Origin of the sequence: Streptomyces sp. NPDC002779 (genome assembly GCF_042888685.1) — a bacterium.
Taxonomy (GTDB): domain Bacteria; phylum Actinomycetota; class Actinomycetes; order Streptomycetales; family Streptomycetaceae; genus Streptomyces.
In genome coordinates this window covers 213032-234476 of sequence record NZ_JBIAQC010000003.1, presented here as the reverse complement: position 1 = coordinate 234476, position 21445 = coordinate 213032, and the positions used below count along the sequence as shown (strand labels likewise).

At 68.5% G+C, this 21445-nt stretch carries 19 protein-coding genes and 1 tRNA gene; 9 read left to right on the top strand and 11 right to left on the bottom strand.

The window, feature by feature from the left end; translation table 11 throughout:
• Positions 1–27: 27 nt before the first annotated feature.
• The 9 genes from ACFYW5_RS10910 to dnaA all read right to left on the bottom strand — a co-directional run bounded on the left by ACFYW5_RS10910 (position 28) and on the right by dnaA (position 12713).
• Positions 28–101: transfer RNA gene (locus ACFYW5_RS10910), tRNA-Ile, on the bottom strand.
• 111 nt (positions 102–212) lie between these two features.
• Positions 213–938 (bottom strand): DUF3566 domain-containing protein, encoded by a 726-nt coding sequence (locus ACFYW5_RS10905; protein WP_389416620.1) that lies wholly within the window; start codon positions 936–938, stop codon positions 213–215.
• A gap of 17 nt (positions 939–955) precedes the next feature.
• Complete coding sequence (gene gyrA, locus ACFYW5_RS10900; protein WP_389416619.1) at positions 956–3550, bottom strand: DNA gyrase subunit A; 2595 nt, start codon at positions 3548–3550, stop codon at positions 956–958.
• Positions 3551–3592: 42 nt separating this feature from the next.
• Complete coding sequence (gyrB, locus tag ACFYW5_RS10895) at positions 3593–5662, bottom strand: DNA topoisomerase (ATP-hydrolyzing) subunit B (RefSeq protein WP_389416618.1); 2070 nt, start codon at positions 5660–5662, stop codon at positions 3593–3595.
• Between the two features lie 363 nt (positions 5663–6025).
• On the bottom strand, positions 6026–6613 hold the full coding sequence (locus tag ACFYW5_RS10890; protein WP_389416617.1) for a DUF721 domain-containing protein: 588 nt from the start codon (positions 6611–6613) through the stop codon (positions 6026–6028).
• Positions 6610–7731, bottom strand: coding sequence for a DNA replication/repair protein RecF (gene recF / locus ACFYW5_RS10885; protein WP_389416616.1), 1122 nt, complete (start codon positions 7729–7731; stop codon positions 6610–6612). The genes ACFYW5_RS10890 and recF overlap by 4 nt, the downstream gene beginning before the upstream one ends.
• Before the next feature lie 39 nt (positions 7732–7770).
• Entirely contained in the window at positions 7771–8649 is an 879-nt protein-coding gene (gene gnd / locus ACFYW5_RS10880) for a phosphogluconate dehydrogenase (NAD(+)-dependent, decarboxylating) (RefSeq protein ID WP_389416615.1), read from the bottom strand.
• A 128-nt stretch (positions 8650–8777) separates the two neighbouring features.
• On the bottom strand, positions 8778–9908 hold the full coding sequence (gene dnaN / locus ACFYW5_RS10875) for a DNA polymerase III subunit beta (protein WP_389416614.1): 1131 nt from the start codon (positions 9906–9908) through the stop codon (positions 8778–8780).
• 861 nt (positions 9909–10769) lie between these two features.
• On the bottom strand, positions 10770–12713 hold the full coding sequence (dnaA, locus tag ACFYW5_RS10870; protein ID WP_389416613.1) for a chromosomal replication initiator protein DnaA: 1944 nt from the start codon (positions 12711–12713) through the stop codon (positions 10770–10772).
• Positions 12714–13098: 385 nt separating this feature from the next.
• On the opposite strand from dnaA, the gene rpmH reads away from it, so the two are divergent.
• The 9 genes from rpmH to ACFYW5_RS10825 all read left to right on the top strand — a co-directional run bounded on the left by rpmH (position 13099) and on the right by ACFYW5_RS10825 (position 20007).
• Positions 13099–13236 (top strand): 50S ribosomal protein L34, encoded by a 138-nt coding sequence (gene rpmH / locus ACFYW5_RS10865; RefSeq protein WP_003975051.1) that lies wholly within the window; start codon positions 13099–13101, stop codon positions 13234–13236.
• 21 nt (positions 13237–13257) lie between these two features.
• Complete coding sequence (gene rnpA / locus ACFYW5_RS10860) at positions 13258–13629, top strand: ribonuclease P protein component (protein ID WP_389416612.1); 372 nt, start codon at positions 13258–13260, stop codon at positions 13627–13629.
• Positions 13626–13979 carry a membrane protein insertion efficiency factor YidD gene (gene yidD, locus ACFYW5_RS10855; protein ID WP_389416611.1) on the top strand — a complete coding sequence of 118 codons (354 nt, stop codon included), beginning with the start codon at positions 13626–13628 and terminating at the stop codon, positions 13977–13979. Before rnpA ends, yidD begins: the two co-directional genes overlap by 4 nt.
• Positions 13980–13982: 3 nt before the next feature.
• Positions 13983–15242 carry a membrane protein insertase YidC gene (yidC, locus tag ACFYW5_RS10850; protein WP_389416610.1) on the top strand — a complete coding sequence of 420 codons (1260 nt, stop codon included), beginning with the start codon at positions 13983–13985 and terminating at the stop codon, positions 15240–15242.
• A 15-nt stretch (positions 15243–15257) separates the two neighbouring features.
• The gene (locus ACFYW5_RS10845; protein WP_250073626.1) at positions 15258–15770 is read left to right on the top strand and encodes a R3H domain-containing nucleic acid-binding protein; all 513 of its coding nucleotides are present in this window, start codon (positions 15258–15260) and stop codon (positions 15768–15770) included.
• A 128-nt stretch (positions 15771–15898) separates the two neighbouring features.
• Positions 15899–16615, top strand: coding sequence for a 16S rRNA (guanine(527)-N(7))-methyltransferase RsmG (gene rsmG / locus ACFYW5_RS10840; protein ID WP_389416609.1), 717 nt, complete (start codon positions 15899–15901; stop codon positions 16613–16615).
• A 284-nt stretch (positions 16616–16899) separates the two neighbouring features.
• On the top strand, positions 16900–17973 hold the full coding sequence (locus ACFYW5_RS10835; protein WP_389417000.1) for a ParA family protein: 1074 nt from the start codon (positions 16900–16902) through the stop codon (positions 17971–17973).
• Positions 17970–19070 carry a ParB/RepB/Spo0J family partition protein gene (locus tag ACFYW5_RS10830; protein ID WP_389416608.1) on the top strand — a complete coding sequence of 367 codons (1101 nt, stop codon included), beginning with the start codon at positions 17970–17972 and terminating at the stop codon, positions 19068–19070. Before ACFYW5_RS10835 ends, ACFYW5_RS10830 begins: the two co-directional genes overlap by 4 nt.
• A gap of 319 nt (positions 19071–19389) precedes the next feature.
• On the top strand, positions 19390–20007 hold the full coding sequence (locus ACFYW5_RS10825; RefSeq protein ID WP_389416607.1) for a GNAT family N-acetyltransferase: 618 nt from the start codon (positions 19390–19392) through the stop codon (positions 20005–20007).
• A 73-nt stretch (positions 20008–20080) separates the two neighbouring features.
• On the opposite strand, the gene trxA is transcribed toward ACFYW5_RS10825, so the two are convergent.
• Positions 20081–20413, bottom strand: coding sequence for a thioredoxin (gene trxA / locus ACFYW5_RS10820; protein ID WP_389416606.1), 333 nt, complete (start codon positions 20411–20413; stop codon positions 20081–20083).
• Positions 20414–20454: 41 nt separating this feature from the next.
• Positions 20455–21426 (bottom strand): thioredoxin-disulfide reductase, encoded by a 972-nt coding sequence (gene trxB, locus ACFYW5_RS10815; RefSeq protein WP_389416605.1) that lies wholly within the window; start codon positions 21424–21426, stop codon positions 20455–20457.
• Positions 21427–21445: the final 19 nt, after the last annotated feature.

Genomic DNA, 21445 nt, shown 5'->3' with positions numbered 1-21445 from the left:
CTGCTGGACCGGGGGTTTCTCGAACTGTGGGGCTAACAGGATTTGAACCTGTGGCCTCATCCTTATCAGGGATGCGCTCTAACCAACTGAGCTATAGCCCCGCCGCGCTCTGCGGTGTGTGTCCCGCGCGCTGACTCCTGAAGATTAGCGCACGACGTGCGCAGTCCCAAAATCGGTTGTCGGGGAGGCGTCAGGAGAGGTCGGAGCGGTGTTCACTCGTCCTCGGCCAGCGTCAGCTCCACGCCGCCGACGAAGCCGGCGGAGAGGTTGTAGATGAAGGCGCCGAGGGTGGCGAGGGCCGTGGCGAGGACGACATCGATGACCGCGATGATCGACGTGAACATCAGGACGTTCGGCAGCGACAGGAACGACTGGAGGTCGAAGCCGTTGGACTCGTTCGAGCCCGTCGCCTCCGAGATGGTGCCGCCGACCGTCGAGAAGACGCCCATCGCGTCCATGACCATCCACAGCACCGCCGCCGCGACGATGGTGCAGATGCCGAGGGCGATGGAGAGCAGGAAGCTGACCTTCATCACCGACCACGGGTCCGCCTTGGCCACCCGCAGACGTGCCTTGCGGGTGCGCGGCACGGTCCTGGCACCCGTGCGGGGCCTGCGGACCGCGTTCGCCGGGGCGGCGGCCGCCGGGTAGGCCTGCGGCGGGTGGTAGGGCCCGGAGGAAGGCTGGGGCTGCCGCTCGCCGGGCAGCGGCGACGGCGCCGGCGCGGGCTGCGCCGACTGCTGTTGAGCCGCCGGGGCCTGGCCGGCCGCGTACTGCTGGGCCTGCGGGCCTCGGGTGTCCGTCACAGTTCCCCCCTGGGATCCATGCGTATCGGGCGAGGGCGAGTCCGTGGTCTGCGCGGCGGAGCCACGGCCGCCGCCGTCCGTCTCCGTACCCGTAGAGGTACCGGCCGATCCGGCGCCCGTGGCTCCGCTCACGTGACTCACTCCTCGTGCTACTCGGCCGAGGGCGCCTCACCCTCGTCCGTGCCGGCGGCCTGGGCCGTCTCGGCGGTCTCGTCCACGGCGTCCACGCCGTCGACTTCCTCCGCCTCGCGCCCCGCCTCGGCGTTACGTGCGATACCGACCACGGCATCGCGCTTGCCCAGGTTGATCAGTTGGACGCCCATGGTGTCACGGCCCGTCTCCCTGACCTCGTTGACTCGCGTACGAATCACACCGCCGCCCAGCGTGATGGCGAGGATCTCGTCGGTCTCCTCGACCACCAGCGCGCCGACGAGCGATCCGCGGTCCTCGACGATCTTGGCGGCCTTGATGCCGAGACCGCCACGTCCCTGGACGCGGTACTCGTCGACGGGGGTGCGCTTCGCGTACCCACCGTCGGTTGCAGTGAACACGAACGTACCGGGTCGAACAACATTCATCGAGAGCAGCTCGTCGCCCTCGCGGAAACTCATGCCCTTGACACCCGAGGTGGCACGGCCCATCGGGCGCAGCGCATCGTCCGTTGCGGTGAACCTGATCGACTGCGCCTTCCTGCTGATCAGCAGCAGATCGTCCTCGGACGAAACGAGCTCGGCTCCGATCAGTTCGTCGTCGGAACCGTCCTGCTGCTCCCGGAGATTGATCGCGATGACGCCTCCGGAGCGCGGCGAATCGTAATCCTTCAGAGAGGTCTTCTTCACCAGACCGGCCTTCGTGGCGAGCACCAGGTACGGCGCCGCGTCGTAGTCCCGGATGGCGAGGATCTCGGCGATCGCCTCGTCCGGCTGGAAGGCCAGCAGGTTCGCCACGTGCTGGCCGCGCGCGTCCCGGCCGGCGTCCGGCAGCTCGTAGGCCTTGGCGCGGTAGACGCGGCCCTTGTTGGTGAAGAACAGCAGCCAGTGGTGCGTGGTCGAGACGAAGAAGTGGTCGACGATGTCGTCTTCCTTCAGCTTCGCGCCGCGCACACCCTTGCCGCCGCGCTTCTGCGAGCGGTAGTCGTCCGTCTTGGTCCGCTTGACGTAACCGCCGCGCGTGATGGTGACGACGATGTCCTCTTCGGCGATGAGGTCTTCCATCGACATGTCGCCGTCGTAGGGCACCAGCGTGGTCTTGCGGTCGTCGCCGTACTTCTCGACGATCGCGGCGAGTTCCTCGCTGACGATGCCGCGCTGGCGGACCGGCGAGGCCAGGATCGCGTTGTACTCGGTGATCTTCGCCTGGAGCTCGTCGTGCTCCTGGACGATCTTCTGGCGCTCCAGGGCGGCCAGTCGGCGCAGCTGCATCTCGAGGATGGCATTGGCCTGGATCTCGTCGATCTCCAGGAGCTCCATCAGGCCCGTGCGCGCCACGTCGACCGTGTCACTGCGCCGGATCAGCGCGATGACCTCGTCGATGGCGTCCAGGGCCTTGAGCAGACCGCGCAGGATGTGCGCCCGCTCCTCGGCCTTGCGCAGCCGGAACTTCGTACGGCGGACGATGACCTCGATCTGGTGCGTCACCCAGTGGCGAATGAACGCGTCCAGGGAGAGGGTGCGCGGGACGCCGTCGACGAGCGCCAGCATGTTGGCGCTGAAGTTCGACTGAAGGTCGGTGTGCTTGTAGAGGTTGTTCAGCACCACCTTGGCGACCGCGTCCCGCTTCAGCACGATGACCAGGCGCTGACCGGTGCGCGAGGAGGTCTCGTCGCGGACGTCCGCGATGCCGCCGATCTTGCCGTCCTTCACCAGGTCGGCGATCTTCTGCGCGAGGTTGTCGGGGTTGGTCTGATAGGGGAGCTCGGTGACCACCAGGCACTGGCGGTTCTGGATCTCCTCGACCTCGACGACCGCCCGCATGGTGATCGAGCCACGGCCCGTGCGGTACGCCTCCTCGATGCCCTTGCGGCCGACCACCAGGGCGCCGGTCGGGAAGTCGGGGCCCTTGATGCGCTCCATGAGGGCGTCCAGGAGCTCCTCGTGAGAGGCCTCCGGGTTCTCCAGGTACCACTGGGCGCCGGCCGCGACCTCGCGCAGGTTGTGCGGCGGGATGTTGGTCGCCATGCCGACCGCGATACCGGCCGAGCCGTTGATCAGCAGGTTCGGGAAGCGGGCGGGCAGGACGGTCGGCTCCTGGGAGCGGCCGTCGTAGTTGTCCGTGAAGTCGACGGTCTCCTCGTCGATGTCGCGGACCATCTCCATCGACAGCGGCGCCATCTTGCACTCGGTGTAGCGCATGGCCGCCGCCGGGTCGTTGCCCGGCGAGCCGAAGTTGCCGTTGGAGTCCACCAGCGGCATCCGCATCGACCACGGCTGGGCGAGGCGCACCAGGGCGTCGTAGATCGAGGAGTCGCCGTGCGGGTGGTAGTTGCCCATGACGTCGCCGACCACGCGCGCGCACTTGTAGAAGCCGCGCTCGGGCCGGTAGCCGCCGTCGTACATGGCGTACAGGACGCGGCGGTGGACGGGCTTGAGGCCGTCCCGGACGTCCGGCAGCGCGCGGGACACGATGACGGACATCGCGTAGTCCAGGTACGAACGCTGCATCTCCGTCTCGAGCCCGACGGGCTCGACACGCTGGGCGATGATGCCGCCCTCTTCAGAGGTGACGGGGGTGTTCTCGTCGGCCATTGCTGGTGAAGATCCTTCCTGGTGCGGTCAGCTGAGACCGACTCAGATGTCGAGGAACCGGACGTCCTTGGCGTTGCGCTGGATGAAGGCGCGGCGCGCCTCGACGTCCTCGCCCATGAGGACCGAGAACAGGTCGTCGGCCTGGGCGGCGTCGTCGAGGGTGACCTGGCCGAGGACGCGGTGCTCCTGGTCCATCGTCGTGATGCGCAGCTCCTCGGCGTTCATCTCGCCGAGACCCTTGAAGCGCTGGATGGAGTCCTCGCGCACGCGCTTGCCGCGCTGGCGGCCCATCTCGATCAGCGCGTCACGCTCGCGGTCCGAGTAGGCGTACTCCACGTCGTCCCGGCCCCACTTGATCTTGTACAGCGGGGGACGGGAGAGGTACACGTGCCCGGCCTCGACCAGCGGCCGCATGAAGCGGAACAGGAAGGTCAGCAGCAGGGTGCTGATGTGCTGGCCGTCGACGTCGGCGTCCGCCATCAGGATGATCTTGTGATAGCGGAGCTTCTCGATGTCGAAGTCCTCGTGCACACCCGTACCGAAGGCGGAGATCAGCGCCTGGATCTCCTGGTTCTGCAGGATCTTGTCGATCCGCGCCTTCTCGACGTTGAGGATCTTGCCCCGGATCGGGAGGATCGCCTGGTACTGCGGGTTGCGGCCGGACTTGGCCGAGCCGCCGGCGGAGTCACCCTCGACGATGAAGATCTCGCACTTGGTGGGGTCGTTCGACTGGCAGTCCGAGAGCTTGCCCGGCAGCGACGCCGACTCCAGCAGGCCCTTGCGGCGGGTCAGGTCGCGCGCCTTGCGGGCCGCCACGCGCGCGGTGGCCGCCTGGATGCCCTTGCGGATGATGTCCGCGGCTTCCACCGGGTTGCGGTCCAGCCAGTCGTTGAGGTGCTCGTAGACCGCCTTCTGGACGAAGGTCTTGGCCTCGGTGTTGCCCAGCTTGGTCTTGGTCTGGCCCTCGAACTGCGGCTCGCTCAGCTTCACCGAGATGATCGCGGTGAGGCCCTCGCGGATGTCGTCGCCGGTGAGGTTGTCGTCCTTCTCGCGGAGCAGCTTCTTGTCGCGCGCGTACTTGTTGATCAGGTTGGTCAGCGCCGCGCGGAAGCCCTCTTCGTGGGTGCCGCCCTCGTGCGTGTGGATGATGTTGGCGAAGGAGTACACGCCCTCGCTGTAACCGCTGTTCCACTGCATGGCGATCTCGAGGGAGAGGGCCTTGTCCTTGTCCTCCGCCTCGAGGTCGATCACCGAGGGGTGCACCACGTCTCCCTTGCGGGAGTTGAGGTACTTCACGAAGTCGACGATGCCGCCCTCGTAGTGGTACGTGACCGTCTTGACCTCGGCGGTCTCGTCCGCGCCGGCCTCGTCCGCCCCGGAGGTGGCCTTCGCCGAGTCGCGCTCATCAGTGAGTTTGATCGTCAAACCCTTGTTGAGGAACGCCATCTCCTGGAAGCGCCGCGAGAGCGTCTCGAAGGAGTAGTCCGTGGTCTCGAAGATGTCGCTGTCGGCCCAGAAGGTGACCGAGGTGCCGGTCTCCTCGGTGGCCTCGTGCTTGACGAGCGGCGCCGTGGGGACGCCCATCTTGTAGTCCTGCGTCCAGCGGTGGCCGTCGGTGCGGACCTCGACGGCGACCTTCGACGACAGCGCGTTCACCACGGAGACGCCCACGCCGTGCAGACCACCGGAGACCGCGTAGCCGCCGCCGCCGAACTTGCCGCCCGCGTGCAGCACGGTCAGCACGACCTCGAGGGCCGGCTTGCCCTCGGAGGCGACGATGCCCACCGGGATGCCACGGCCGTTGTCCACGACCCGCACGCCGCCGTCGGGGAGGATCGTCACCTCGATGGTGTCCGCGTGACCGGCCAGCGCCTCGTCGACGGAGTTGTCGACCACCTCGTACACGAGGTGGTGCAGGCCGCGCTCGCCGGTCGAGCCGATGTACATACCGGGTCGCTTGCGGACCGCGTCCAGACCCTCGAGGACGGTGATGGCACTCGCGTCGTACGCCGTGGCATGGGCCTCGGGTACGCCTGCCACGGCGTCGGTGGACGGGATGTTCTCGTTGGGGTTGCCGGAATCGGCCACGAAGCGCCCTTTCTGGCACAGCACTAGCCAGGCTCGTCGGCAGGTTGCCGGAGCGGCTGCGGCATGTTGCGTTGGTAAGCCTTGATCAGCGTTGCTCAGCGTTTCCCGGGCGGTCCCCACGAGTGGGGCGGGATTGGCTTCCAGTCTACCGGTAGCGCCGACAGTGATGGGGGTTTGCCGGTACCTGAGTCCGCATGTGCCGCCCTGAACCGGTCTCTCCCGACTCCCCATATACGGAGCGGGGCTCCAAGAGGCTCACAGCGGCACTCAGCGCTTCGAGGTGTCAACCCTTTGCTACTTGGGAGTCAGGTCGCCCGCACGAGGGGATCCGCGACCGCGTTCAGTGCTACGCCGGAGCCGTCCCGAACAGCCGGTACGTGATGTACGTCACCCATAGGTGTCGCCGGGTCCGGTGCTGCCCGGGGCCCTGAGGGGGCCGTAGCGGCGTTCGGGGCCGCCGGGGCCCAGGACCTTGATCACCTTCACCGTGCCGTGCCCGAGATCCTCGTTCAGCCGGGCCACCAACTGCGGGGCGAGCAGCCGCAGATTCGTCGCCCAAGCCGTCGAGTCGCACCGCACGACCAGCACCCGCTCGTCCTCGTCGTAGGTCTGCGGCTCGCAGTGGTTGGCCAGGTCCGGCCCCACGATCTGCGGCCAGCGGCCCATCACCCCGCCCACCGCGGCCGGCGCCTCCCAGCCCCGCTCGGTGATCAGCCGGTTGATGGCGGCGCCCAGCGCCATCGGGTCGCGGCCGTCGGCGCGCGCACCGGAGCGCAGGCCGCCGCCGCGCCGCGCCTGCCTCTTCTGCTGCGCCGCGTCCCCCCGCGCGCGTGCCTGTTCCTTCGCCGCGCGCAACGCCACGCGCGCGAGGTCGACGCCGGACGGCTCGGGGGCCTTCTTCACCGGCTCCTCGGCCTTCTTGGGGCCCACACCTTGCACGGGGCCCGCGGCTTTGCGGGGATCGTCGGCGGTCATACGCGCTCCACCGCCCCCTCGGCCACGGCGTACCGCGCCCCCGCCAGCACGTGCGGCACGTCGTCCTCGACCGCCGCCGTCACCAGCACCTGCTCCCCGGGGGCGACCAGCTCGGCCAGCCGCTCGCGGCGCCGGGTGTCCAGCTCGGCGAAGACGTCGTCGAGCACGAGCACCGGCTCATTGCCCTCGGCCCGCAGCAGGTCGTACGAGGCCAGCCGCAGTGCCAGCGCGTACGACCAGGACTCGCCGTGCGAGGCGTACCCCTTGGCGGGCAGCTGCCCCAGCTTGAGCAGCAGATCGTCGCGATGCGGACCCACCAGGGTGACGCCCCGCTCGATCTCCTGCTTACGGGCGTCCGCGAGCACGGACATCACCTGCTCGTACAGAGCCTCACGCGTGTGTGCCTCGCCGGGCGCGGACGGCTTGTACTCCAGCGCCAGCGGGCCGCCGCCGGGCGCCAGCTGCTCGTACGCCTTGTCCGCCAGCGGCTGGATCGCGGCGATCAGGTCCATGCGCTGGGCGAGCAGTTCGGCGCCCGCGCGCGCGAGGTGCTGGTCCCACACGTCGAGGGTGGACAGGTCCATCGAGCGGCCGCCGTGCCTGCGGGCGAGTGCGGCCGACTTCAGCAGGGTGTTGCGCTGCTTGAGCACCCGGTCGTAGTCGGAGCGCACGCCCGCCATGCGCGGGGAGCGGGCGGTGATCAGCTCGTCGAGGAAGCGGCGGCGCTCACCGGGGTCGCCCTTCACCAGCGCCAGATCCTCCGGCGCGAACAGCACCGTACGCACGATCCCGAGGATGTCCCGCGGCCTGACCTGCGACGATCTGTTGATCCGGGCGCGGTTGGACCGGCCGGGGTTCAGCTCCAGCTCCACCAGCTGCTGCCGCTCGCCCTGCCGGATCTGCGCCCGGATGATCGCGCGGTCGGCGCCCATGCGCACCAGGGGCGCGTCCGAGGCGACGCGGTGACTGCCGAGGGTGGCGAGATAGCCGACGGCCTCGACGAGGTTCGTCTTGCCCTGGCCATTGGGGCCCACGAAGGCGGTGACGCCCGGGTCGAGCGGAACCTCGACCCGGGCGTACGAGCGGAAGTCGGCGAGCGACAGATGCGTGACGTGCATGGTGGTGCGCCGACCTCCCCCGGTGCTGGTTCTCGCTGGTTACTGCTTCTTCTCGACCGCGTGGCCGCCGAACTGGTTGCGCAGCGCCGCGATCATCTTCATCTGCGGGGAGTCCTCTTGGCGGGAGGCGAACCGCGCGAACAGGGACGCCGTGATCGCGGGCAGCGGCACGGCGTTGTCGATGGCGGCCTCCACGGTCCAGCGGCCCTCGCCGGAGTCCTGTGCGAAACCGCGCAGCCGGTCCAGGTGCTCGTCCTCGTCGAGGGCGTTGACCGCGAGGTCCAGCAGCCAGGAGCGGATGACCGTGCCCTCCTGCCAGGAGCGGAAGACCTCCCGCACGTCGGTGACGGAGTCGACCTTCTCCAGCAGCTCCCAGCCCTCGGCGTAGGCCTGCATCATCGCGTACTCGATGCCGTTGTGGACCATCTTCGCGAAGTGCCCGGCGCCGACCTTGCCGGCGTGCACCGAGCCGAAGTCGCCCTCGGGCTTGAGCGCGTCGAAGACCGGCTGCACCTTGGCGACGTTCTCCGCGTCGCCGCCGTACATCAGGGCGTAGCCGTTCTCCAGGCCCCAGACGCCGCCGGAGACCCCGCAGTCGACGAAGCCGATGCCCTTGGCGGCCAGCTCCTCGGCGTGCTTCTCGTCGTCCGTCCAGCGGGAGTTCCCGCCGTCCACGACGACGTCCCCGGGCTCCAGGAGCTCGGCGAGCTCGTCGATGGTCGACTGGGTGGCGGCACCGGCCGGGACCATCACCCACACGACGCGCGGGCCCTTGAGCTTGCCCACAAGCTCTTCCAGGCTGTGGACATCCGCGAGGTCCGGGTTGCGGTCGTATCCGACGACGGTGTGGCCCGCGCGGCGGATCCGCTCGCGCATGTTGCCGCCCATCTTGCCGAGGCCGACGAGACCGAGCTCCATCAGTTGTTCCTTAGGTTGCTGTGGCGTGACTGGCACCTTCGTACCCATGTCCGAGCCTAAACCCGGACCGTCACGCACACCTGTGGGCATACGCGCTCAAACGTATGCCCCGACCTGCGGTGTTGCCGTCAGCCGCTGAGGCGGACCGGCATGATCAGGTACTTGTACGCCTCGTCCGCCTCGGCGTCCACCGCGGGCTTGCCGCTCAGCAGCGCCGGCTTCGTCGAGGTCGTGAACGACAGCTGGGCCACCGGGGAGTCGATCGCGCTCAGGCCGTCCAGCAGGAAGGTGGGGTTGAAGGCGATCGAGATGTCGTCGCCCTCCAGCTGCGCGTCGACCCTTTCCACAGCCTGTGCGTCGTCGCTGGAACCGGCCTCCAGGATCAGCACGCCCTGCTCGAAGCTGAGCCGCACCGGGGTGTTCCGCTCGGCCACCAGCGCCACACGCTTCACGGCCTCCACGAACGGGGCCGTCTCGATCACCGCGACGGAGTTGAACTCGGTCGGGAACAGCGTGCGGTACTTCGGGAGGTCGCCCTCCAGCAGCCGGGTCGTCGTCCGCCGTCCCGCGCCCTCGAAACCGATCAGGCCCTCACCGGCACCGGAGCCGGACAGCGCCAGCGTCACGCTGTCGCCGCTGGTCAGTGCCTTGGCGGTGTCCAGCAGCGTCTTCGCGGGCACCAGCGCGACCGCGGACGCGTCAGGGTTCTCCGGCTTCCACAGGAACTCACGGACCGCGAACCGGTAGCGGTCGGTGGAGGCCAGCGTGACCCGGTCGCCCTCGATCTCGATGCGCACACCGGTCAGCACCGGCAGCGTGTCGTCCCGGCCGGCGGCGATGGCGACCTGGGAGGCCGCGGAGGCGAAGACCTCACCGGGGACGGTCCCGGTCGCGGTCGGCATCTGCGGCAGCGCCGGGTACTCCTCCACAGGCAGGGTGTGGAGGGTGAATCGCGAGGAGCCGCAGACCACGCTCGCCCGTACACCGTCTGTGGAAATCTCCACCGGCCGGTTCGGCAGCGCACGGCAGATGTCGGCGAGCAGCCGGCCGGAGACGAGGACCGTGCCCTCCTCCTCGACCTCGGCGTCCACCGACACGCGTGCGGAGACCTCGTAGTCGAAGCCGGACAGGCTCAGCTGGCCGTCCTCGGCCTTCAGCAGCAGGCCGGCGAGGACAGGGGCCGGCGGGCGGGCCGGGAGGCTGCGCGCCGCCCAGGCCACGGCCTCCGCGAGTACGTCGCGTTCCACCCGGATCTTCACTGTTGCCGCCTCCTGCTGTTGCCGGCGCTTCTCGGCCTGCCTGGCTTCGTCGTCTGTCGCGGTGTCCTCGGTCCCTGTGTTCGGGGAGGGACACCGGGGAACAGTCTGACGCACGGCACTGACAGTAGGTGCCCCTCGGGGTCAAGTCGTGACGAGGGGCAGCCGGGAGCCGGAGGGCGAGTTGTGCACAGGACCCACTTCGAAACGGATTCCCAGCTCTCTCTAGTCGTCAGTAGTAGTAGGGCCTGTGGAAACCGTGGATAACTCCGTTTGCCCAGCTCAGGGCGCAAATTTTGTCCACCGGTCTTGTGGGCGGAGGCGGTGGACAACCGGGCGTATCTGTGGAGAACAGAAAGTTCTGCACACCCCGTGCACAGGTTGAGGCGAGTTCTCCCCAGCACCGTCCCCAGGTTTACCCGGCTTTCCCACAGCCCAACCCGGCACCTTCGTGTGACGCCTTTCACTCGCGTCGGTGAGAAGGTGCGTCGCGTTGCCGAACAGTGGACAACCATGTGGAGAAACCGGCGATCGCTGGGGACAACCGGCCCCAGCCTGTGGGTTGCCGGTGGACAACTCCGTGCACACCCTGTGGACCGACGCGTTGTCCACAGTCTGTGGAGATCCTTCGTCCACGAATCCACAACCGGCTGAGCTGGGCTGATGGTCTTTCAACAGCGCAGCCTGTGGACACGATCTGGACAACTCCGCAGTCCCCAGGATGTGGACGGAAGAAAGTCACCGAATCTGTGGAGAGTGGCCGTAACCTCGCAGGTAATCGAACACCGGGTGACACCGGCACAACGAGGAACGCCCCCCGGATCTTCTCCGGAGGGCGCCCTGGATGCCGTGTCGGCGTGGCTGTCAGCCGTTCTTGATGCGGTTGGTGAGCTCGGTGACCTGGTTGTAGATGGAGCGCCGCTCGGCCATCAGATTGCGGATCTTGCGGTCCGCGTGCATCACCGTCGTGTGGTCGCGGCCGCCGAAGAGGGCGCCGATCTTGGGCAGCGAGAGGTCCGTCAGCTCACGGCAGAGGTACATCGCGATCTGGCGGGCCGTCACCAGCGCGCGACCGCGCGAGGTACCGCACAGGTCCTCGACCGTGAGGCCGAAGTAGTCCGCGGTGGCGCCCATGATGGCCGTCGAGGTGATCTCGGGGGCGGAGTCCTCGCCGCCCGGGATCAGATCCTTGAGGACGATCTCCGTCAGGCCCAGGTCCACCGGCTGCCGGTTGAGCGAGGCGAACGCCGTCACCCGGATCAGCGCGCCCTCCAGCTCGCGGATGTTGCGCGAGATCCGCGAGGCGATGAACTCCAGGACCTCCGGCGGGGCGTTGAGCTGCTCCTGGACGGCCTTCTTGCGCAGGATCGCGATACGGGTCTCCAGCTCGGGCGGCTGGACGTCGGTGATCAGGCCCCACTCGAAACGGTTCCGCAGCCGGTCCTCCAGCGTCACCAGCTGCTTGGGCGGCCGGTCACTGGAGAGCACGATCTGCTTGTTGGCGTTGTGGAGCGTGTTGAAGGTGTGGAAGAACTCCTCCTGCGTCGACTCCTTGTCCGCGAGGAACTGGATGTCGTCGACGAGCAGGATGTCCATCTCGCGGTAGCGCTTGCGGAAGCTGTCGCCCTTGCCGTCGCGGATGGAGTTGATGAACTCGTTGGTGAACTCCTCCGAGCTCACGTAGCGCACGCGCGTGCCGGGGTAGAGGCTCCGCGCGTAGTGCCCGATCGCGTGCAGCAGGTGGGTCTTGCCGAGTCCGGACTCCCCATAGATGAAGAGGGGGTTGTACGCCTTCGCGGGCGCCTCGGCGACGGCGACGGCGGCCGCGTGGGCGAAGCGGTTCGACGCTCCGATGACGAAGGTGTCGAACAGGTACTTGGGGTTCAGGCGCGCGGTCGGCTCGCCCGGCCCGGTGGCGGGCGCGGGCTTCGCGCCCAGCGGACCGGGGGCGCCGCCGGCGGAGGGCATCGAGGACCCGGCCGGTCCGCCGCGGTGCCCGTGACCCGGGCCGGGGCCCGTGCCGCCGGACGGCTCGTGGCGCTCACGGCGGGAGTCACGCTGGTCGTAGTCGGAGCGGCCCTGGCCGTAGTCGCCGCGCGGTTTGTCGTAATCGGGGCGCGGCTTGTCGTAGTCGGAGCGCTGACCTTCGTACTCGGAGCGCTGGCCGTCGTAGGGCGGGCGGTCCATCGACTGCGGGCGGTAGTCCTGCTGCTGACCGTAGCCGTCCTGGCCGTAGCTGTCCTGGGACGGCGACGCGTAGGGGTCGCGCTCGGGGAAGCCGAGGCGCTGCTGCTGCCAGCTGTACTCGTCCTGCTGCGGACGCGGCCAGGCGCCGGGCTCGGGGCGCTGGTACTCGGACGGGTAGGCGGGGCGGGCCGTCGGGAGCTGGTCGCCCTGATCGGACCGGGCCGGGTAGGCGTCGCCGTCGGCGCCGCGGTGGCGGCCGTAGCCCCCCTCGTACTGGCCGGAGGGGAGCTCGGGCTCCTCGTAGCGCGGCTGGGAGCGGGGTGCCGGAGAGGGCGAGGGATCGCCGGCGGAGTCGTCCACGGTGATCGCGATGCGGATCGGGCGCCCGCACTCGCGGCTCAGGGTCTCGCTGACGACCGGCGCGAGACGGCCCTCCAGTACGCCCTTCGCAAATTCGTTCGGTACGGCAAGCAGGGCGGTGTCCGCGACCAGAGCCAGGGGCTGACAGCGGCGGATCCAGTGCTCGTCCTTCGCCTCGACCCCCTGGCCCCGGCCCTCACCGAGGAGCTGCTCGAGTACTCGTGGCCACACTGCGGCAAGATCGGCAGGTACGTCAGCCACAGGGCACGCTCTCTCACGGGTCCCACGAACGTGTGATGTGGGACGAATCGGGATTCAAATCGGGTGGGACGGGCGAATCGGAGTTCAGCCACGGTAGTCAGGGCGACGGGTGCGGTTCAAGTTGTTGTCCCCAGCCTGTGGACAGTGTCTCCCGGCTGCCCCTGGTTTGACCGGATGGCGTAGCCCCGCGTACCGTAACCAGGTCGAGTTGTCGATGGCTGCTGCCGCCTGCCTCCGATGGGCACAAGATCACGTCCCCGCCAGTGCGGGGGTGAACCGGTGATCGGGAAGCGGTGCACTCGGGCGTAACGCGAGCTACTCGTGGGCGCACGGTGACAGCCAGGACGGCACCCGCAACCACCGATTTGATTTCTGGAGCCCCCGAGTGAGCAAGCGCACTTTCCAGCCGAACAACCGTCGTCGCGCGAAGACCCACGGCTTCCGGCTGCGTATGCGGACCCGTGCCGGCCGCGCGATTCTCGCGACCCGCCGTAGCAAGGGTCGCGCCCGACTGTCCGCCTGATCCCGGTCAGGTCATGCCGTCGTGCTGCCCACCGAGAACCGGCTGAGGCGGCGCGAGGACTTCGCGACCGCGGTACGACGGGGCCGCCGGGCCGGCCGTCCGACCCTCGTCGTCCACCTTCGTAGCGGTGCCACGGACCCGCACGCGCCTGGGGAGAGCGCTCCCCCGACGCGTGCGGGTTTCGTCGTGAGCAAAGCCGTCGGCGGTGCGGTCGTGCGCAACAAGGTGAAGCGCAGGCTTCGCCATCTGGTGCGCGATCGGGCCGACGTCTTTCCCCCCGGTAGCCTGGTAGTCGTACGAGCGCTGCCCGGTGCGGGTGACGCGGACCATGCACAGCTGGCCCAGGACCTGGACGCCGCTCTGCAGCGGCTGCTGGGAGGGGGCGCGCGATGAAGTACCCGCTACTGGCCCTGATCAAGATCTACCAGTGGACGATCAGTCCGCTGCTGGGGCCGGTCTGCAAGTACTACCCGTCGTGCTCTCACTACGGCTACACAGCCATCGACCGGCACGGTGCGGTCAAGGGCACGGCGCTCACGGCCTGGCGCATCCTGCGCTGCAACCCGTGGTCGCTGGGCGGTGTGGACCATGTCCCGCCGCGCAAGCGCCCGCGATGGCACGAGATGCTGCGGGGCGCATGGCGCGCACGCAAGGGCGGGCCCTCCGCCGCCGAAACGGCCACCGAGGACCATGGTTCTTCGAGCCCGGCCGCAGAGACCCCGTCCCATGCCCAAGGAGCATGATTAGTGGACACGATTGCCAGCCTCTTCAGCTTCATCACGACACCCGTTTCCTGGGTCATCGTCCAGTTCCACAAGGTGTACGGCGCCCTCTTCGGCGAAGACACCGGGTGGGCCTGGGGCCTGTCCATCGTGTCCCTGGTGATTCTGATCCGTATCTGCCTGATCCCGCTCTTCGTGAAGCAGATCAAGGCGACCCGGGCCATGCAGACGCTGCAGCCCGAGATGAAGAAGATCCAGGAGCGCTACAAGAACGACAAGCAGCGCCAGTCCGAAGAGATGATGAAGCTGTACAAGGAGACGGGTACCAACCCGCTCTCCTCGTGCCTTCCCATCCTGGCGCAGTCGCCGTTCTTCTTCGCGCTGTACCACGTGCTCAACAGCATCGCGAACAACGACACCATCGGTGCCATCAACCAGGGCCTGCTGGACAGCGCGCAGAAGGCCCACATCTTCGGTGCCCCGCTGGCCGCGAAGTTCACCGACAGCTCGTCGGACGTCGCGGCGCTGGACGCCTCGCTGACCACCGTCCGCATCGTCACCGCGGTCATGATCGTCCTGATGTCGGCGTCGCAGTTCTACACGCAGCGCCAGCTGATGACGAAGAACGTCGACACCACGGTGAAGACGCCGTTCATGCAGCAGCAGAAGATGCTGCTGTACATCTTCCCGGTCATGTTCGCCGTCTTCGGCATCAACTTCCCGGTCGGTGTCCTCGTCTACTGGCTGACCACCAACGTGTGGACCATGGGCCAGCAGATGTACGTGATCCACAACAACCCGACCCCGGGTTCCAAGGCGCAGGCCGCCTACCTGGACCGCCTCACCAAGCACGTCACGCAGCACGGCAAGGCGCGCCGGCGCAGCCAGCGCGTCATCATCAAGGCGATCGTCGCCAAGGGCCGTGACCGCAACGAGTACGAGCGCAAGTTCATCAACGGCCTGAACAAGGCGGGTCTTGCCGCGCAGACCGACGGCAGTGTGGTGAAGAGCGAGTCGCCCGTCGCCGTCGAGACCGAGGACGGTACGCCCACGACGGCGCCCAAGCGCCAGCAGCCCAAGCGGCAGAGCAAGTCCCGGCGTCAGTCCGCCGTCGCGAAGGCACCGGGCGGTGAGCCCGAGGCCAAGACGTCGCTGACCAAGTCCGATGCGCCGGAGGACGCCAAGCCGCCCGCTGCCAAGAAGGGCGGCTCCGGAACCCGCAGCAAGGCCCAGTCCGGACAGCGCAAGGGTCCGCAGCGGCCCAAGTCCCCGTCCAAGAAGTAAGAAGGAGTCCATCCCGTGACGGAAGGCACCACCTCCGCCGCTGCCGAGGGTGCAGACACCCTGACCCGCCTGGAGCAGGAGGGCGAGATCGCGGCGGACTACCTCGAGGGTCTGCTCGACATCGCCGATCTCGACGGCGACATCGACATGGACGTCGAGGCCGACCGCGCCGCTGTCTCGATCATCAGCGACGCGGGCAGCCGCGACCTGCAGAAGCTGGTCGGCCGCGACGGTGAGGTGCTGGAGGCACTCCAGGAGCTCACGCGCCTGGCCGTGCACCGGGAGACCGGCGACCGCAGCCGGCTGATGCTGGACATCGGCGGCTACCGTGCCCAGAAGCGCGCCGAGCTCTCCGAGCTGGGCGCCAAGGCGGCGGCCGACGTCAGGAACACCGGCGAGCCGGTGAAGCTGAAGCCGATGTCGCCGTTCGAGCGCAAGGTCGTGCACGACGCCGTCAAGGCCGCGGGTCTGCGCAGCGAGTCCGAGGGCGAGGAGCCGCAGCGCTTCGTCGTCGTGCTGCCCGCCTGATCGGTCCGTACGTTCCTCCGGCCCCGTCTGCCCGGCAGGCGGGGCCGAACTTTGTCAGCCTGATAGTTCTGGTGGTTCTGGTGTCGGCGCCCGGGTGGCGCTGACACGGTACGGAAGGACGGTCCCTCGTGACGGAGGCAGCGGAGCTCCCCCCCGCGCCCGAACAGGCGCGTGAGGTGTTCGGTGATCGCTTCGCGGACGCGGTCCGATACGCGGAGCTGCTCGCGGAGGCGGGCGTGCAGCGCGGTCTGATCGGGCCCCGTGAGGTGCCCCGGCTCTGGGAGCGGCATCTGCTGAACTGTGCTGTGCTCTCGGAGGTCGTGCCCGAGGGGGTGACGGTGTGCGATGTCGGGTCCGGGGCGGGACTGCCCGGCATTCCGCTGGCCCTGGTCCGGGAGGACCTGAAGATCACGCTGCTGGAGCCGCTGCTGCGCCGGACGACCTTTCTCACCGAGGTCGTCGAGCTGCTGGGCCTCGATCATGTGACCGTCGTCCGGGGCCGTGCCGAGGAGGTCATGGGCAAGATCCAGCCGGTCCATGTGGTGACGGCACGGGCCGTGGCCCCGCTGGACCGGCTGGCGACCTGGGGCATCCCACTGCTCCGCCCGTACGGGGAGATGCTCGCGCTCAAGGGCGACACCGCCGAGGAGGAGCTGAAGAGCGCCGCCACGGCGCTGAGCAAGCTCGGCGCGGTGAGCACCTCCGTCCTGCAGGTCGGCGAGGGCCTGGTGGACCCGCTCTCGACGGTGGTGCGGGTCGAGGTCGGGGAGAGCCCCGGCGGGGTGCGCTTCGCTGCGAAGCGGGCGAAGGCGGCGCGGACCGGACGGGCCCGACGGCGCCGTTGAGCAGGGGGGCGTCTCTGAACCGTCCTGAGGACGAGACGTACTCCACACAAGCTGCCAAACCTACGCATGCCGGAGTGTCGGCGGCGAATCGGCCTCGGCTGCTGTGCATCGTGTTTCACGTGAAACGTCGCTCACTGTTGCACGGCATCATCGGCCGGGGCCGCGCCGCGGCCGAACCCCGCGACCGTAAGCCTCTCGGGTCACTCGGAGGGGCAAAGGAGTTGTCCACAGAGGTGGATTTCTCCACAGAAGACCAGGGCTCACTGGTTCACGACCCCGAAGACATGGGAGGCTCTGTTCATTGCGAGCCTGAAGTCGAGGAGAGTGAATCCTTGCGGTCCGACGCCAACATCGCGGGACCGATGACCGATCCGGTCCCCGGTCCCCGTACCGAGTCGATGGGGGACGATGTTTCACGTGAAACACCGCCCCCGATGGACGACACTCCCATCGGTCGTGCTGCCCAACTGGCGGTGGAGGCTCTTGGCCGTGCCGGTGAGGGTCTTCCACGGCCCGACCAGACCCGGGTCATTGTGGTCGCCAACCAGAAGGGTGGTGTCGGCAAGACGACGACGACCGTCAACCTTGCCGCGTCGCTGGCTCTGCACGGTGGCCGTGTCCTGGTGATCGACCTCGACCCCCAGGGCAACGCGTCCACGGCCCTGGGCATCGACCATCACGCCGAAGTTCCGTCGGTCTACGACGTGCTGGTCGAGAGCAGGCCGCTCGCGGAAGTCGTCCAGCCCGTCCCCGATGTCGAGGGTCTCTTCTGTGCCCCCGCCACAATCGATCTCGCCGGTGCGGAGATCGAGCTGGTGTCCCTGGTGGCACGCGAGAGCCGGCTTGAGCGGGCGATTCAGGCGTACGAGCAGCCGCTGGACTACATCCTCATCGACTGCCCGCCCTCCCTCGGCCTGCTGACGGTCAACGCCCTGGTGGCCGGGCAGGAGGTCCTGATCCCGATCCAGTGCGAGTACTACGCCCTGGAGGGCCTGGGTCAGCTGCTCCGCAATGTCGAACTGGTACGGGGGCACCTCAACCCCACCCTGCATGTGTCGACGATCCTGCTCACCATGTACGACGGCCGGACGCGCCTCGCGTCCCAGGTCGCCGACGAGGTGCGCAGCCACTTCGGCGACGAGGTGCTGAGGACGAGCATTCCGCGCTCGGTCCGGATCTCCGAGGCGCCGAGCTACGGCCAGACGGTGCTGACCTACGATCCGGGATCCAGCGGCGCGCTGTCCTATCTTGAGGCGGCACGAGAAATCGCGTTGAGGGGTGTCGGCGTCGGCTATGACCCGACCCACGCCCACGTCGGCGCACAGAGCGACCCGAGCATGGTGGAGGGGATCCAGTGAGTGACCGACGGAGGATTGGTCTGGGCCGTGGCCTGGGCGCACTGATCCCTGGCCCGGCGGACAGCACGGCGGCCCCGGCCGCGGCGGGAAGCGTCGCGTCCGCGTCGCCGACGGCCGTTCCCGTGCTGACCACCGATCGTGGCGTGGCCGCGGCGAAGGTGACCGCGCTGCCGCCTGTTTCACGTGAAACAGAGGAGCCGTCGGTGAACGGCACGGCGGAGATGCCCGCGCCTCCCATCGGCGCCCACTTCGCCGAGCTCCCCCTCGACTCCATCTCGCCGAACCCGCGCCAGCCGCGTGAGGTCTTCGACGAGGACGCGCTTCAGGAGCTCGTCACCTCCATCAAGGAGGTCGGACTCCTCCAGCCGGTCGTCGTACGCCAGCTGGCTCCGGGCCGCTACGAGCTCATCATGGGCGAGCGGCGCTGGCGGGCTTGCCGTGAGGCGGGCCTGGAGGCCATCCCGGCGATCGTGCGAGCCACGGACGACGAGAAGCTCCTCCTCGACGCGCTGCTGGAGAACCTGCACCGCGCCCAGCTGAACCCGCTGGAAGAGGCCGCCGCCTACGACCAGTTGCTGAAGGACTTCAACTGCACGCACGACCAGCTGGCGGACCGCATCGGCCGTTCCCGCCCTCAGGTCTCCAACACCCTGCGGCTGTTGAGGCTCTCGCCGAAGGTGCAGAACCGGGTGGCGGCCGGCGTCCTTTCCGCCGGGCACGCGCGGGCGCTGCTCTCGGTGGAGGACCCGGAGGAGCAGGAGCGGCTGGCCTACCGTGTGGTGGCCGAGGGCCTCTCGGTCCGGTCCGTCGAGGAGATCGTCACCTTGATGGGCTCCCGGGCCCAGAAGGCGCCGAGGGCCAAGGGGCCGCGCGCCGGTGGCCGGGTCTCCCCGGCGCTGACCGACCTGGCGACCCGGCTCTCGGACCGCTTCGAGACCCGCGTGAAGGTCGAGCTGGGTCAGAAGAAGGGCAAGATCACCGTCGAGTTCGCCTCGCCGGACGACCTTGAGCGGATCCTGAACACGCTCGCCCCGGGCGAGCGGCTCGCTCTCCAGAAGAGCCTCCTGGAGGACGGCGCGGAGGACACCGAGGACTGACCTCCTGGGACTTGTGCCAGAGCGGACCCGCTGAAGGGCGGGCCGTGTCCGGTCGTACCGGTACACGGCCCGCCCTTTGCCTTCTCCCGGTATCGATGCCAACGCATCGTGGATACGATGCGATCGGGTATGGCGCATCCACCTGGCGGCACCTCTTAGGGGAGGCGGGGGCCATGCGAACGGTGAGCCGGACCGGACTGGTGAGCGCGGGTCTCGGCCTGGGGGCGGTCGGCGGGTTCGTCGGCAGCCTGCTCAGGGAACGGAGCGTCCTGACAGCCGCCCGTGACGCAGCGGGCGAGGGAAGCGAGGATCAGCCTTCATGGGGCGTCGGCTCGTACCGCTCACGCTGGACAACCTTCAGGACATTCCCCAGCGCTGCCGCTCGTGTGTCTTCTGGGAGCTGGATCCCGTCAGCGGCAAGGCCGCGGTAACCGGCGGCACGTCGGAGCTGGAGAAGGAATCCTGGATCTCCGCCGTGCTGCTGGACTGGGGGTCCTGCGGCCGGGTCGTCTACGTCGACGACGTCCCGGTGGGCTTCGTGCTGTACGCGCCTCCGGCCTACGTCCCCCGCTCGACCGCGTTCCCCACGAGCCCGGTGTCTCCGGACGCCGTCCAGCTGATGACGGCGTTCATCCTGCCCGGGTACCAGGGGCAGGGGTTGGGGCGCGTGATGGTGCAGACGGTCGCCAAGGATCTGTTGCGGCGGGGCTTCAAGGCGATCGAGGCCTTCGGTGACGCCCGCTGGAAGGAGCCCGGGTGCGTGCTCCCCGCCGATCACTTGCTGGCCGTGGGCTTCAAGACGGTACGGCCTCATCCGGCCCACCCGCGGCTGAGACTGGAGCTGCGGACGACGCTCTCCTGGAAGGAAGACGTGGAGATGGCGCTGGACCGTCTGCTGGGGGCCGTGCAGAAGGAACCGGCGCTGCGGCCGCTGTGAGACCTACAACGGACACAGCAAAAGGGCCGGCCCACATGGGCCGGCCCTCTTCGTGTTTCACGTGAAACAACGGCTAGTCGGCGATGAAGTCCTCAAGGTCGCGGATGATCGCGGCCTTCGGCTTCGCACCGACGATGGTCTTGGCGACCTCGCCGTTCTGGTAGACGTTCAGCGTCGGGATGGACATGACGCCGTACTTGGCGGCCGTACCCGGGTTCTCGTCGATGTTCAGCTTGACAATCTCGATCTTGTCGCCGTACTCGGCGGCAATGGCCTCGAGGGACGGCGCGATCTGGCGGCACGGACCGCACCAGGCGGCCCAGAAGTCCACCAGGACGGGCTTGTCGCTCTTGATGACGTCCTGCTCGAAGGAGTCGTCGGTCACATGCTTGAGGGTGTCGGCCACGGCGGGCTCCTTAACTGGTTGGTGCGTGAGGCGGGTGGAGGTCAGACGGCGGCGGTCTTCTCGGGCTCGGCCTTCTCCTCGTCCGCGAGGGCGGCGAGGAAGCGCTCGGCGTCGAGGGCGGCGGAGCAACCGGTGCCGGCCGCGGTGATCGCCTGACGGTAGGTGTGGTCGACCACGTCGCCGGCGCCGAAGACACCGGCGAGGTTGGTGCGGGTGGAGGGGGCGTCGACCTTGAGGTAGCCCTCCTCGTCGAGCTCCAACTGGCCCTTGAAGAGTTCGGTGCGCGGGTCGTGGCCGATCGCGATGAAGAGGCCGGTGACCAGAAGGTCGGAGAGCTCGCCGGTCTTGACGTTGCGCAGCTTCAGAGCCGCGAGCTTCTGGTCGCCCTGGACCTCGGCGACCTCGCTGTCCCACACGAACTTGATCTTCGGGTCGGCGAAGGCACGGTCCTGCATGGCCTTGGAGGCGCGCAGGGTGTCGCGACGGTGGACGATCGTCACCGACTTGGCGAAGCGCGACAGGAAGGTGGCCTCCTCCATCGCGGTGTCGCCGCCGCCGATCACGGCGATGTCCTGGTCCTTGAAGAAGAAGCCGTCACAGGTGGCGCACCAGGAGACGCCGCGGCCGGAGAGGGCGTCCTCGTTCGGCAGGCCGAGCTTGCGGTGCTGGGAGCCGGTGGCGACGATGACGGCCTTGGCGCGGTGGACCGTACCCGAGGTGTCGGTGACGGTCTTGATCTCGCCGGAGAGGTCGGCGGAGACGATGTCGTCCGGGATGAGCTCGGCGCCGAAGCGCTCGGCCTGACCGCGCATGTTGTCCATGAGCTCGGGGCCCATGATGCCGTCCTGGAAACCGGGGAAGTTCTCCACCTCGGTGGTGTTCATCAGGGCGCCACCCGCGGTGACGGCCCCCTCGAACACCAGCGGCTTCAGCGACGCGCGCGCGGTGTAGAGCGCCGCCGTGTAGCCGGCGGGCCCGGAGCCGATGATGATCACGTTACGGACGTCGCTCACGGCTTAGTTCCTCGTCTCT